Source organism: Flindersiella endophytica (assembly GCF_054779015.1).
On the sequence record NZ_BAAGYY010000041.1, the window covers coordinates 78,790 to 91,969 of the forward strand.

General features: G+C 66.0%; 9 protein-coding genes and 1 pseudogene. 7 read left to right on the top strand and 3 right to left on the bottom strand.

Annotation, left to right across the window (positions count from 1 at the left end; genetic code table 11):
* Positions 1-187 precede the first annotated feature (187 nt).
* Positions 188-1,414 (top strand): MFS transporter, encoded by a 1,227-nt coding sequence (locus tag ACYVF6_RS41260; RefSeq protein WP_460530725.1) that lies wholly within the window; start codon positions 188-190, stop codon positions 1,412-1,414.
* A gap of 18 nt (positions 1,415-1,432) precedes the next feature.
* On the opposite strand, the gene ACYVF6_RS41265 is transcribed toward ACYVF6_RS41260, so the two are convergent.
* Positions 1,433-4,630 carry an AfsR/SARP family transcriptional regulator gene (locus ACYVF6_RS41265; protein ID WP_460530728.1) on the bottom strand — a complete coding sequence of 1,066 codons (3,198 nt, stop codon included), beginning with the start codon at positions 4,628-4,630 and terminating at the stop codon, positions 1,433-1,435.
* A 149-nt stretch (positions 4,631-4,779) separates the two neighbouring features.
* Positions 4,780-5,271, bottom strand: a complete 492-nt coding sequence (locus ACYVF6_RS41270) for an anthrone oxygenase family protein (RefSeq protein WP_460530731.1) — start codon at positions 5,269-5,271, stop codon at positions 4,780-4,782.
* A 423-nt stretch (positions 5,272-5,694) separates the two neighbouring features.
* Here ACYVF6_RS41270 and ACYVF6_RS41275 point away from each other — a divergent pair, with 423 nt between their 5' ends.
* From ACYVF6_RS41275 to ACYVF6_RS41285, 3 genes and pseudogenes are all read left to right on the top strand, one after another.
* Positions 5,695-6,546 (top strand): SDR family oxidoreductase, encoded by an 852-nt coding sequence (locus ACYVF6_RS41275; RefSeq protein ID WP_460530734.1) that lies wholly within the window; start codon positions 5,695-5,697, stop codon positions 6,544-6,546.
* Between the two features lie 426 nt (positions 6,547-6,972).
* A pseudogene (locus ACYVF6_RS41280) lies at positions 6,973-7,278 on the top strand (RICIN domain-containing protein); the annotation flags it as partial.
* Positions 7,279-8,128: 850 nt separating this feature from the next.
* Positions 8,129-8,560: a hypothetical protein gene (locus ACYVF6_RS41285; RefSeq protein ID WP_460530737.1), complete on the top strand. Its 432-nt coding sequence runs from the start codon at positions 8,129-8,131 to the stop codon at positions 8,558-8,560.
* Positions 8,561-8,954: 394 nt separating this feature from the next.
* On the opposite strand, the gene ACYVF6_RS41290 is transcribed toward ACYVF6_RS41285, so the two are convergent.
* Entirely contained in the window at positions 8,955-9,638 is a 684-nt protein-coding gene (locus tag ACYVF6_RS41290) for a TetR/AcrR family transcriptional regulator (protein ID WP_460530740.1), read from the bottom strand.
* Between the two features lie 51 nt (positions 9,639-9,689).
* Between ACYVF6_RS41290 and ACYVF6_RS41295 the strand changes: the two genes are divergently transcribed.
* The 3 genes from ACYVF6_RS41295 to ACYVF6_RS41305 all read left to right on the top strand — a co-directional run bounded on the left by ACYVF6_RS41295 (position 9,690) and on the right by ACYVF6_RS41305 (position 13,142).
* Positions 9,690-10,733: a hypothetical protein gene (locus tag ACYVF6_RS41295; RefSeq protein ID WP_460530743.1), complete on the top strand. Its 1,044-nt coding sequence runs from the start codon at positions 9,690-9,692 to the stop codon at positions 10,731-10,733.
* 86 nt (positions 10,734-10,819) lie between these two features.
* Positions 10,820-12,007: a M20 metallopeptidase family protein gene (locus ACYVF6_RS41300; RefSeq protein WP_460530746.1), complete on the top strand. Its 1,188-nt coding sequence runs from the start codon at positions 10,820-10,822 to the stop codon at positions 12,005-12,007.
* 268 nt (positions 12,008-12,275) lie between these two features.
* A complete protein-coding gene (locus ACYVF6_RS41305; RefSeq protein WP_460530749.1) occupies positions 12,276-13,142 on the top strand; it encodes a helix-turn-helix transcriptional regulator in 867 nt (288 codons plus the stop codon).
* Positions 13,143-13,180: the final 38 nt, after the last annotated feature.

Consider the following 13,180-nt stretch of genomic DNA (forward strand, 5'->3'; position numbering starts at 1 on the left):
TGTTTCTGACCAACAGACCGTCTCGGAACGGTCAGCAGAAATCTGCCCGATGGCCATTTCTCCTTGGTGTCTTGCGCCTGTCGCTCGTGGCGCGTGCCAGCTGTGTATAGGACAGCCGGACGGCGGCGATCAGTGAGAGTGGGGTCGTAGCCTGCCCGGCGGTAACACGGCGACCTTTGGAGGTTGGGTGGGCACGTTCTCGACGGTCCTTGCGGTCAGGGAGTTCCGGTCCATCTGGCTGGCGGAAGCGGCTTCGATCGCCGGCGATCAGCTGGCGCGGGTGGCCCTTTCTCTACTGGTGTACCAGCGAACGGCCTCGACCGGACTGACCGCGCTCACGTATGCGTTGACGTTTCTGCCCTCGATGGTTGGTGGAGTTCTGCTGTCCAGGCTCGCCGATCGATATCCGCGCCGCTCCGTCATGGTCGTGACCGACCTCGCTCGAGCGATACTCGTTATCCCGATGGCTCTTCCAGGCGTTCCGCTGGCGTTGTTGTGTGTCCTGCTGACGGTTGTCGTGACATTGCACGGTCCGTTCAAGGCCGCCCAGCTGGCGTTGCTCGCCGATATCCTGACCGGCGACAGGTACGCCACCGGTCTGGCCATCCGGCACATCACCATCCAGACGGCCCAGCTCGCAGGGTTCGCGGGCGGTGGTGTCCTGGTCGCACTGATCGGTCCGCAGCTTGCGCTCGGCCTGGACGCGACGACGTTTTTGGTGTCGGCTGCGCTGGTAGGTGTGGGCGTACGCCAGCGACCAGCTGCCGCACCCGACCTCGACGGTGCCGACCAGTCCCTACGGGCCAGGATGCGCGCTGCCGCCAGCGGCGGCATCCACGTAATCTGGCGGGATCGCGGGCTGCGCACACTGTTCCTGCTGTCACTACTGCCCGGCTTCCATATCGTGCCGGAGGCGTTGGCCGCTCCGTACGCCGACCGACTTCACGGGCAGGCCGTCGCCGTCGGGCTCCTGATGGCCAGTGACCCGGCGGGAAGCGTGATCGGCGCCTTCGTCTTCACGCGTTGGTTTTCCGAAGCGAAGCGAGTCCGGCTGATCGGTCCGCTCGCCGTCGCGGCAGCAGTGCCGATGCTTCTTGGCATGGTCTATCCATCGCTTGCGCTGTCGATGCTGCTGTTCGCGATGTCCGGCGTGTGCGCGATGGCCTACCACGTCCAGCTGGGTGCGACGTTCGCCCAACGGTTGCCGAACGCCCGCCGGGCACAGGGTCTCGGCGTGATGTCCACCGGTCTCGTCACCGCCCAAGGCCTGGGCGGCTTCGCAGCTGGCGTGGCCGCGGAGTTCACCGGACCCGGCCTCGCTATTACTCTGGCCGGAGCCGTTGGCGTGCTCATCGCTGTCCCGCTCGCCGTTGGATGGAACCGGTCGGACGCTGTGCGGACGGGCGTCATCTGACTGGATCCGTCCCCGGGGTTACTCCAGAGGGACGCCGAGCTCACGGAGCAGCGCCGCAGCCCGTTCCTGGTAGGGCGCGGCGGCGTCGACGCCCTGCAATGCGTGGATGGCGCGGCTGAGGGTGCGCAAGGTGTGGGCTTCTCCGATGCGATGCCCGGTTTCGCGGTGAACCTCCAAGGCAAGCTCCGCTTGCCGGCGCACCTCGTCGTGCTCGCCGGCGGCCAGCGCGAGGTTCGCCAGCGCGGTCAACGCCTGTCCTTCGAGCAGCCGGAACGAATGCTCGCCAGAGATGAGCAAAGCCTGCCGCGCATACGATGCGGCCTCGTCACAGCCAAGCCGCGCCGCGGCGTTCGCCAGCCCGATCAGGCAACTGACCTTCACATACGGGCTGGCGTCTTCGCCGCTGATCCGAGCCGCGTGGCGGAAGAGGTCGATGGCACGGTCAGGATGCCCGGTGGCGTCGTAGATCAGGCCGATGGTGTGCAGTGCCGCTGCTTCGGCGAAGTGATCTTCGAGCTCGCGGCTGTCGGTCAGGGCCCGGGTGGCGTCGTGCATCGCCTCCTCGTAGCGGCCGAGACAGAAGCGGATGTCGGCCCGTATGCACCGTATGTAGGGTTCGAGGCTGCGTACGTGCACCTGGGCGATGCCCGCTGCCACCTGATCGAGTTGACGCTGCGCCTCGTCGTACCTGCCAAGCAGAACGCACACTCTGCTGAGACTGGTTAGTGTGTTGCCGTTGCGGCCGGCGGGGTGGTTCAGAGCCAGAGTCAGGTGGTCGACAGCGTCATTCAGGCGACCCAGCAGACCGTACAGCACCCCCAGGCTGCCGCGTTTGACACTCAGTCCAGCCGCGTCGCCGACCTGTTCGTCGTGTCGCATGCCTTCTTGCAGGCAACGCGCGGCCTCCTTCAACTGACCGCGACGCAGGTGATCGTCGGCGAGGTTACCCCGGATGTCCGACGCTCCCTTCGTCCAGCCTGCCTGGTCGGCGAGCGCGAGGGCTCTGGCGTAGAGACCGTTCGCTTCGCGCCGCCCCTGGTTGGCATGCGCGTCGGCCAGGGCCAGCAGAGCAGCGGCCGTTCCGGCCGGGTCGGCTTCCCCCTCCGCGATGGCCAGGGCCGTTTGCGCACACGACAGCCAGTCCCCTTTACGCCCGCCCGCCCAGAAGTGGCTGCGCATCGCGTCGGCCAGCAGCCACACCACAGGCCCCGGCTTGGTCGCGGCCGCCTGGTGGATCGCGTCCACCAGGTTGCCGTGCTCGGCGGTCATCCACGCCACAGCGGCAGCGGGATCGGAGAAATCCATTGCGGGCAAGGTGGTTCGGCTCGCCGGCAGCGGCAGCCTGGCCTCATTCGGATGCATCCGGTCGGCGGCGGCCCGCGCGGCCCACAGGTACCAGTCGTAAAGCCGTTGGCCGGCCGCCTCCAGGTGATCCGGAGCGTCGTCCTCCTGGGCGCGTTGGGCGGCGTAAAGGCGCAGCAGGTCATGGAACCGGAAGCGTCCCGGCTGATACGGGTCGACCAGGTGCGCGGCAGCCAGCCGACCAAGCTCCCGCCTGGCCTGCTCGATCGTGACGCCACCAAGGGCGGCGGCGGCCTCGAGCGTGAAGTCGGCACCTGGTACGAGGCCGAGCAGGCGGAAGGTGGCCTGGGTTGTCGACGGCAACGCGGCGTAGGAGAGGTCGAGGGTGCCGCGGATGGCGTTGTGCTGGTCACCGTCGATCAGCAGGGAGCCGAGCCGGTCACCGCGTAGCTCGGCAACGTAGTCGGCAAGGTGCTCGTACGGGCTGAAGAGGAAGTTGGCGGTGGCGATCCGAAGCGCCAACGGGAGGTGCGCACACTGGGCTGCGAGTTGACTGGCCGCGTCTGGTTCAGCACGTGCCTGCTCACCGAGAATCGTCGTGAGCAGGACGATGGACTCCTGAGGTGTGAAGACATCCACCCTCACGTGCGTAGTGTCACCGCGGACGGACAGTCCGCGCAACTGATCGCGGCTCGTGATCAGCACCATGCCTCCCGAGCCGGGCAAGAGCGCGCGGACCTGGCCGGCGTCGCGTGCGTTGTCCAGCACCACCAGCACGCGACGCCCTGCCAGCACACTGCGCAGCAACGCTGAACGGGCATCGAGATCGGCAGGGACACGTTCTGTCGGGACACCTGTGCCCTGGAGGAGGAGCTCCAGGGCGGTGGCGGGACTCATCGGGTTACCGGGCCCAAAGCCGCGCAGGTCCACATACAGCTGCCCGTCGGGAAAGGCATCACGTACGCGATGGCTCCAGTGAACAGCCAAGGCGGTCTTGCCCGCGCCCGCCGTGCCGGTGATCGAGGCAATCCCGGTCGGCTCGGGCAGGCTCGCGCTGTCGGTACGTTCCAGCAGACGATCCAGCGCGCGCAGGTGATCGGCGCGGCCGGTGAACGACACGATGTCCGACGGCAGCTGCTGAGGCCGGACACCTGGCAGATGCTGTCGCCAGGCGGTGGGTCCGACTGGCGGCGGCGCAGGGTCGGCGACCAGGAGGGACTGATGCAACTGGCTCAGCTCCGCACCGGGATCGACACCAAGTTCTTCCCTCAACAGCTCGGCAACCGTGTGGTAGGCCTGCAGCGCCTCGGCGTGGCGCCCGCAACGTTGCAGTGCCAGTATCAGCAGCCGCCACAGCCCTTCCCGCAAGGGATGCGCGGCTGTGGCATCCATGAGGTCGGGAACGATCTGCTCGTGCCGGCCGGCCAGCAGGCCGAGCTCGAGCCAGCGTTCCAACGCCCGCGCGCGTTCTTCACCGAGTCGATCCGCATGGTCGTGATGCAGCGACTCCGACGGAACGTCGACCAGCGCCGACCCGCGCCACAGATCCAGCGCCTCTTTCAGCAGCGCCGCTTCGGCGGCCTGATCGACTCGCGCCGCCTGCTCCGCCCGCCGTACCAGCTCGCGGAACCGCAACACGTCGACCTCATCTACAGCAACCTGGATGAGGTAGCCGTGCTCCTTGGTCAGTATCAGCGAACGGCCCCCGACGCCGTCGCGCAGAACCTGCCGCAATCGGGTGATGTGCGTCTGCATGGCGGCCCGTACGTCGTGTGGCGTGTCCCGCTGCCACAGATGCTGGATCAGCGTGTCCGCCGAAACGTACTGATTGGCGTTCAGAAGCAGCGTCGCCAGTGCAACCCGTTGCTTGGCCGCAGGGATGTGTATGTGCCGACCCGCGCGAACTGCCTCCATCGGTCCAAGGATCCCGATCCAGATCTCCGGACCACCCTCGACGCGTGGCGGCTCACCGCGGGTCAATACCCACTCCCTCCTCATTGTGTCTGTCGAGCTCAACTAACCGGATTCTGCCGTACGATCAGGGAATCGGCATGTCCGCGGCGTCAACTCTGGCGGCTGGGCAGGGTCAGCGCCCAGGCAAGCAGGCCGAACGCGATGACAGAGGCAACCGTCCGGACGAGGTTCCAGGCCGCCCACTTCGCCTCGTCGAACTGCTCGCGGACCGCAGCCACATCGATCTTTCCGGGATCGCCCGCCGCTTCGATCGCGTCGTTCAGCGGCACGTTCACGGCGAACGTGATGACGACTGCGATCACGTACAGGACCAGTGCGGCCGCGATCCATGGCAGGGCGCGGTGCCCGATGTGCGTGACCGTGGCGAGCACGGTGAGGATCAGAGCGCCGAAAAAGCAGACTCCGAGAAACCACGGGTTGAGGATCGCCCGGTCGGTCGCTTGGAACGCGCCAACAAACGTGCGATCGTCGGTCCGTGCCAGGCCCGGCATGATCGTGTGCGCGTACAACGCGAACGCTCCGGTCACCAGGCCCATTGTGATCGTGGCGGCAAGCAGGGTGACAACCCTCAGTCTCTCCAACGCGGTTCTCCTAGCGAGCTGGCTCCGATGTGGACAGTCGAGGGTGACAGCCCGCGCTGTCTTTCGACTTTCGTGAGCCTGTCGTCGCTGTGTCGCGGGAGGCCGCTGTGTCCCTGGGTCGGCTCTGGTTTCCTGACCTGCTCGCGAGTCAACCGACGAGGGACTTTCGCCTGCAGGATCCGGGCTGGGTGCGCGCCAGCACGACGACAGGGGGACGACGGCACCTGATGGCAAGGTCACGTCCGTGATCAAGCTGATCTGGAAGGTGCGAAGTAGATGCGCAGATTTGTGGAGCCCTGTGTCGCTGGGACGGTGACGGTTGGCTGCCTGGCAGGTTCGGGAACGCAGGGCGTCGTCGCCGCGTCCGCATCGACTGGCCGCAGCAGGTACAGAAGGCAAGTGGTGGCGAGCTGTGCCGCACCGATGCATGACGAGCTGGTCGTGCTGGCCACCATCCGCGGCATGTTCTGGTTGCGTTCCCACGAGTTGTTCGCCAGGCCCTTCGACCTCCCCGTCACGCGGGTGAGCGCAAAGCGGAAAGGCTTTGTCGTCGTCACCGGCGCCTCGCGTGGACTCGGCGCCGCCACCGCGATCGCGCTGGCGGAGGCGGGTTACGACGTAGGCGTCAACTACCGCGAGGAGGAACGCCGGGCCAGGAAGGTCGCTACCCGCGTCGAAAACCTTGGCGCGCGGGCGGTCCTGCTACCCGGAGACATCAGCACACCGGAGGGCAGGCAGCAACTGCTGGACAACGCACTGAAAGAGAGCGGCAGGCTCGACGGCCTCGTGCTCAACGCGAGCGGTGGCCTGGAGAAGGGCTCGCCACCCGACTACCTGATGCGGCTCAACTGCGATGCGCAGGTCGCTCTGGTCCGGCGGGCGGCTCCGCATCTGGCCCGCTCTCCGGCGGGCCGGATCGTGTTCGTTACCAGCAACCAGGCACACCAATATCCCGAACTCGAACTCGAACCCGGATACGAGCCGGTCGCGGCCAGCAAGCATGCCGGCGAGCAGGAGTTGCGCAACCTGATCCCCGGTTTGCGCGCGATGGGCGTCCAGTTGGTCGTCGCCACGTCGGATGGCCTTGACGACCACCCAACCACGCGTCTGCCGGAGTGGGCCAACCTCGGCATGCTGGCTCGCCGCCGGGCGGCCGCGGGCTGGCGGCGTTCCTTCGTCGCGGAGTTCGCCTCGGTCATCGTGCGGGGCATCACCGACCGCGAGCTGAGATCCGGCGAAGTCCTCGAACCAACGAGACTCCGGTCGGGCGAATAGAAGGTTGCCGCTGGCAGGTCGAAACAGTAGTCGGATGCCACCCCTCGGGTTGGCCGATTGACATCGAAGAGGAGGAATCGCATGAGAAGCAGCATGGTGAGCCGAGCTGCGCGACGGTTTTCACTCGCCCTTGGGGCGGTGGTGCTGGTGGCGTTGATGCTTTCGGGCGCGCCTACGGCCGGGGCCGCTCCGGTATCGAGTGAGACCTCGGCACGGAATGTTGTGCCGGTTGCGCCGCCGAAGTCGAGTGCCAGCGCCGGATCGCGCGTCAAGCAGAGACCGGATGAGGTGGATGACGTGTGGTATCACCTTTCCCCCGACCACAGCGACCAGTGCCTGGCCGTCCCCGGTGGCAGCAGGACACAAGGGGTCGGTCTGATCCAGTGGGGGTGCGGGAGTTGGAGCGACCACTAATGGAGCTTCTCGGACCCGGACGGTGACGGCTGGTACCAGATCATCAACGGCAACAGTGGGCAGTGTCTGGCCGTGCCGGGTGGCAGCAGGGGATGGGGAGTACAAGTGATCCAATGGGGATGTGGAGACTTCGCCGACCACAAGTGGGGGGTGTTCAGTACACCCGAAGGCCTCTACAACATCTTGAATTACAACAGCGAGTTATGCCTGGCGATTGAAGGGGGTAGCCTGAACCAGGGCGCGAAGGCCATCCAATGGCCATGTGGCAACTTCGCCGACCACAAGTGGTACTACTGGGGTGGATCGGTCGGTCGATAGGTGCCTGTCGCACATTGGTCAGTGCCCACTTGTCCGCCGGGCGCTGGATGCGATCCTCACCCCTAGTCGGGCGCAACGACCGCTTTCGTAGGCACTGATCAGACTCGGCCTGCCGGCCCTACTCGAGGCCGAGGTACTCCGTCAGCTCGATACTGCGCTCAGGCAGGCCAATGTCGGCTGTTGTCCCGCTTCCCCGCGCTCGTGGGTCCTTCTGCCGTCGGACTGCTGTGCATATACGGCCGGACCATCCAACACCACTGTTGCGTCGCCGATCAGTCGTGTCCGTTCGGTGGTGACCGTGCTGTCGCACGACGGCACGCCATGGCATCGACGCGTCGCCGTCCGGCGCCTTTCCCGGTTCGTCATTCACCGCTACAGCACAAGGAGACGGCGGCGCTGTGGCTGGGTTCGTCAGGCGTCCAGCTGCGAAGCTGCGAGCAAGCTGCGGTCGCCGCTTGGGAAAGGAGTGAACCGTGCGCTCCACCGACCAGTAAGGCATAGCCCCGTCGGCAGTGAGTTCGAGCGCCCTCATCCCACCTCGGCTCAACCACAGGGTGTACGCAGGCTTCGGTGAAGTTGCGGCTGAGTTGCGGCTGGGTCGGCCGCCGAACTGGCCATCGCCGTGCTTCAATAGTCCTTCCTCGCTAGGCTGGCCAAACGGCGTCGTGTGTATGGCCGCTGTGGACGGCTCGGGGTTGCCCCGGCGACTGGCTGTGGTCAGGCTCGCAGACGAGGAGACCCTGCTGGATACCGAGCTGGAGCCGGGCTCGGACGCCTCGGTGTTGGGCGAGGTGGAACGTGTTTTCCTCGACGCGCAGGTGTTGTGGCCAAGCGCCACAAACTCGTTGGTGTGGAAGGTATCGATGTTGTCGAGTGGAGCAGGGATTCCGGCCAGAAGGCTGTTTGCCGTTTGCTGAATCCGGACGGTTCCAGGCTTTCGGACGCTCATGCGAAGCGTTATCCATGGTTGCACCTGGGCTGGCGAAGCGCTGGCGGCGTCTACTCGCGTTGGTACGCCGAACCGATGCCCCAGGAGGAGCTGGACCAGAAGCGAGAACGCGAGGAGCGTTCCGAAAGTCGGTTTTCCCGGTGGCTTGGTCGTCGTCTGGACGTGGGGCTCAAAGACCGAACGGCGTACTTTCCGGAGAATTACGAACCCACATTCCAGGAGCTTCCCAACGCGACCGGCGAGCCGATCGCTAATGCGAGGTTAGTCATCGCCATGTTGAGGCAGGTCTCCGAGCGGACGGCGGCAGTCTCAACCGACGCACCGTTCGCATGAACCTGCGACGATAGGGGCGTGAGCCGGTTCGGCGACAATTGCCGGTTGTTGATCACCCTCGTATGTTTGGCACGAGACAGGCTCTTAGGGAGCTCGCGAACACGCCGTGCTGGCCGGCACCCTTCGCCGTGGCGAAGAGGTTCCGAGTCGCTCCATTCCTTCCCTATTCTCAACAACACGGCCTACTGTGACGTGGCTCGCTGCTGGTTCCGTAACAGGGCTTGTTGGCTCAGGCTTGTGCGATCAGCCACAGCAGCCGTCAAAGGATGCGAGTCACATTCGATTGAGCCGGACCCCCTCGGCCCGGGCTGCCTGAAGTCCGGCTCAGTTGTGGGGGAACGCTTGACTTCGCCGAAGCGGGACCGGTGAGCCACTTCGGATGGAGCGGGGTAGCTCAGGGTCGCCGGGCGGCAATCCCGTCGAGTAGGCAATCGAGGCCGAGCTCGAAGCGTGAGTCCGCGCTCAGGTCTGGCATGTCGTGGAGCCAGGTGCCGAGCGAGTCGTTGGCCATCTCGCCCGTGTACGCCCGCAGGTCGTCAGTCGTGCCGATGCCGAACCGCTCGAGCATCGTGATCTCCCGGCTGACGCTCATCGCAGTGCCGGTCACGTAGTTGTCCAGCAGCGAGGCGTAAGCGACGGCGGGTGTAAGCCCCGCACCGTCGAGGACGGTCATCAGGAAGGCCGCCCGCCGCATGGTCCGGGGCCCGAACGGCGGGCGGCTGTCCACGAGCTCGGCGTACCAGCGGTGTCTGCCGATCATCAGCCAGAGGCTGGTCGCTACCCCGCGCAGGTCGGCGCGCCAGTCGCCGCCCGGTTCGGCCGGCACCTCGACCTCTGCCGACACCTCGTCCAGCATCAGGTCGACCAGGCCGTCCTTGTTGAGCACGTAGCGGTAGAGGGACATCGGGGTCGAGACGCCGAGCGCGTCTGCCACGGCGCGCATGGTCAGCGCGGCGACGCCGCCGGCGTCTGCGATGCCGATCGCCGCGCGTACCACGGTTGCGCGAGTCAGGGCGTGCTTGCGCCCTGGCGGCTCGGGGTGGTGCCAGACCAGCCGTTCGACGTGAGCACTTGGCATTTGTGGAGTGTACAACGTACTGTGCCGTGTACAACGTACATTCTGGAGGCGATGATGCTGCGAGGAATCAACTACGACACAGGTTTCGGCGGCGCGGTCGGCGACCGGTCGCGGGTCGACTTCGATCCCGCGGTGGTGCGGCGGGAGCTGGAGATCATCGCGACGGACCTGCACTGCGACGCGGTCCGGATCAGCGGGGACATGCCCGACCGCCTCACGCTGGCCGCGAACGCTGCGGTCGACGTGGGTCTGCGGGTGTGGTTCGCGCCGTTCCCGATCGACCTGACGCCGGCGCAGCTTCCGCCCTACTTCGCCGACTGCGCCAAGCGGGCGGAGGAGATCCGGGCGCGAGACCCGGAGACCGTGCTCGTGCTGGGTTGTGAGATGTCGCTGTTCTGCGCCGGGTTCGTGCCAGGCGCGCACCTGATGGAACGGATCCAGAACGCGACGAATCCCGAAGCCTGGGCCGATTTCTCGCCCGAACGGGACTTCGCCGCGGTGCTGCGCGGCGTCGTCGAGGTCGCGCGGCAGCACTTCGGTGGCAAGGTCACCTACGCCGCGGGGGAGTGGGAGGAGATCGACTGGTCGGGATTCGACTTCGCCGCGGTCGACCTGTACCGGTCGGCGGACAACGCCGCCGAGTTCGCCCAGGAGGTGCGAACCCACGCGGGGCACGGCAAACCGTTGGTGATCACCGAGTTCGGCTGCTGCACCTACCGAGGTGCGGCGGACGCGGGCGGCATGGGCTGGGCGATCGTCGACCTCGCGGCCAACCCGCGTGCGCTGAACGGCGACTACGTTCGCGACGAAGCCGGTCAGGCGGCGTACTTCACCGAGCTGATGGACGTCTTCGAGGTCGAGGGCGTGCATGGAGCGTTCTGGTTCACCTTCGCCGGCTACGAAGCTCCCTTCGACCCCGAGCCGCGGCACGATCTCGACCTGGCCAGCTACGGTGCCGTGAGGGTTCTCAAAGGAAACAACGGCACCGCGTATCCCGACCTGGCGTGGGAACCGAAAGAGGTCTTCCATGCCATCGCGGCCCGATTCGGCGCGCGTAGCCAACCTCGCCCTGCTGGTAAAGCAGATGCGACGTAGACCGAGCTGAGCCGAACCCAGCGCGAGCGCATTCGCAACGTATCGCTGACATCTACGTCAGATCAAGACACCAGTACTCTACGTCCATGTATTTGCCGCCGGACCAGAAGAATATCGATGCGGCCACAGCCAGAATCGACCATGGGCTGATCGAGTTGCGTCGCTCCATCCATCGTCATCCCGAACTCGCCGGCGAGGAGGTGCGCACCTCGACCTTGGTCGCCGATCAGCTTCGTGCAACGGATCTGGCTGTGACTACGGGCATCGCCGGCCATGGCGTGATAGCAGTTCTCGACGGCGTGGACGAGGGCCCGACTATCGCCTATCGAGCCGATCTGGACGCAGTCGAAGATGAGGAGTTGTTTGTCAGTGACTTTGCCTCTCAAATCCCTGGCGCAGCGCACTTGTGTGGCCACGACCTGCATACGGCGATCGGGGTTGGAGTCGCGAAGGTCCTGTCTCAGCTACGGACGCGATGGGCGGGGCGGATCGTGTTCATCTTCCAGCCGGCGGAGGAGACGATCACCGGTGCCCGAGCCATGGTCGAGGAAGGAGCCTTGGGACTGACTTCCCCGCAGGAGATCTACGCACTGCACTGCGGGCCGCTCGAGTTTGGCAGCTTCGCGGTCGGGCCAGGACAACCCGGGCAGGACCATATCCGGATCGAACTTACTGGGCAGAACGTCGTCGCCGACGCTGAGCGGCTCGCTACCATGATCGGAGAGTTGTCGACTGTTCACCGCCCACAGACACCTCAGCAGTTCGAGCAATTGCTGCGCAACCTGCTGACGCCAGACGGTCCACTGGCGCGCTTCGTTTTCGCCGACATCCAAACCAGCTCACACGACAAGGGCGCCCGTGTTGATGCGTGGCTGCGAGCGTGGCCGAGCAGCCAATACGTCACGATCCGCGGTGAGGTGCAGGGCTGGGTCGAGGCGCTCCCTCACGCGAGAGTCGAGTGCTCCGCGCGACCGTTCCCGGCGATGGTGTGCTCGCCGGAGCTCAACGAGCAGGCGGCTAGACACCTGCGCAGTGTCGTTGGAGCGGACTCCGTCCTGGTGACGCATGCCGCATTCCCCTTCAACGGTGATGACTTCGCCTACTTTCTGGAGCAGATCCCAGGCGCGATGTTCTATCTCGGGGTCGCAAATCCTGAAGCAGGACTCAACGGGATCACTCATGCACCAGACTTCGCTGCGGACGAGCGGGCGATCGGGCTTGGGGTTCGAGCTATGGCGGGGTTCCTCTTGGACCGTCTCCGTGCACTTGCCTAGACGATCTGTTCCAAGGGGTCGCCTGACGCGCGACGCCTGGCATCCACGCTGGCTGCGTTGTCGTCGATCGCCGGAGGCCCCTCCTGGCTCCTCCTCCGCCTTGTCAGCGCGGCGCCATGCGCCGCGCGCTTGACCGGCGACCCCCTGGAACAGATCGTCTAGAGGTCGCCGTGCCTGGGCGGCACAACGGTTTCCCGCAGATCTGCCGTCAAGTCGCGGTGGGGTCTGCGGGCGCCGATCTTTTGCTGGCCGGCGGTAGCATCGCCGCATGACCGACCGTACGGGGAAGCGGTCCGAGCAGCGAGCCTCAGAAACGGATGCTGAGCTCCAGGCTCAGGGCGGGCTTCTCGAGGGCTGTCTTCTGGAGTCCTACCGTTATCCGCCCGGGCCGCCCGGCACTACACCAAGCCATGCTCACGAGGAGTACCAAATCTGCGTCGGCGACGATCCGCCGAACAGATATCGCTATCGGGGCGGCTGGCACGTGGTCCCGCCACGGCGGCTGTCGGTCCTGATGCCGGGCGAGGTGCACATGGCCGTCGAAACCGAGCAGCGGACGACGACGGGCGGTTACCAAGTGCTCTACGCAGGCGAGGGACGGGTCCGGGAGTTGGCGGCAGAGATCGGAGCCGCCCGTACTGGTTTGCCATACTTTGCCGACGTCGTGCTCGAGGATCGCCAACTCGTCGCGAGGTTTCGACGGTTGCACGCCAGCTTCGGTGATCCGTCCGCGCGGCTCGCTCTGGATACGGGCCTGCTGTCGCTGTTGGCGGCCCTGATCGCCAGGCACACCGGCCACCGGACAGAAGCCCAGCCTGTGGCGGGGCCGTGCAGCGCGGTACCGATCGTCCGTACGTATCTGGAAGACAACTACGCCGCCAGTGTCTCCCTGGAGGAGCTGGGACGGCTGGCGGAGTTGAGTCCTTTCCATTTGGCGAGGCTGTTCCGGCAGGAAGTGGGGATGCCGCCGCACGCCTACCAGCTGCAGGTTCGGCTGAACCACGCCAAGCGACTGCTTCTGCGCGGGCTGCCGGTGAGCGCGGTCGCCAACGAGACGGGGTTCTTCGATCTGAGCCATTTCACGAGGCACTTCAAGCGCCATCTCGGCGTAGCGCCGGGCCGTTACGTGCCCTGAGCGCAAGAACGTACATTACAGCGCTCATCGAGGCCTCC

What these genes read in the sequence shown, in the direction of transcription:
- ACYVF6_RS41300 (WP_460530746.1), top strand. Translation starts at nt 10,820, where the DNA reads ATGTATTTGCCGCCGGACCAGAAGAATATCGATGCGGCCACAGCCAGA.
- ACYVF6_RS41290 (WP_460530740.1), bottom strand. Translation starts at nt 9,638, where the DNA reads ATGCCAAGTGCTCACGTCGAACGGCTGGTCTGGCACCACCCCGAGCCG.
- ACYVF6_RS41305 (WP_460530749.1), top strand. Translation starts at nt 12,276, where the DNA reads ATGACCGACCGTACGGGGAAGCGGTCCGAGCAGCGAGCCTCAGAAACG.
- ACYVF6_RS41265 (WP_460530728.1), bottom strand. Translation starts at nt 4,630, where the DNA reads ATGGAGGCAGTTCGCGCGGGTCGGCACATACACATCCCTGCGGCCAAG.
- ACYVF6_RS41295 (WP_460530743.1), top strand. Translation starts at nt 9,690, where the DNA reads ATGATGCTGCGAGGAATCAACTACGACACAGGTTTCGGCGGCGCGGTC.
- ACYVF6_RS41275 (WP_460530734.1), top strand. Translation starts at nt 5,695, where the DNA reads ATGCATGACGAGCTGGTCGTGCTGGCCACCATCCGCGGCATGTTCTGG.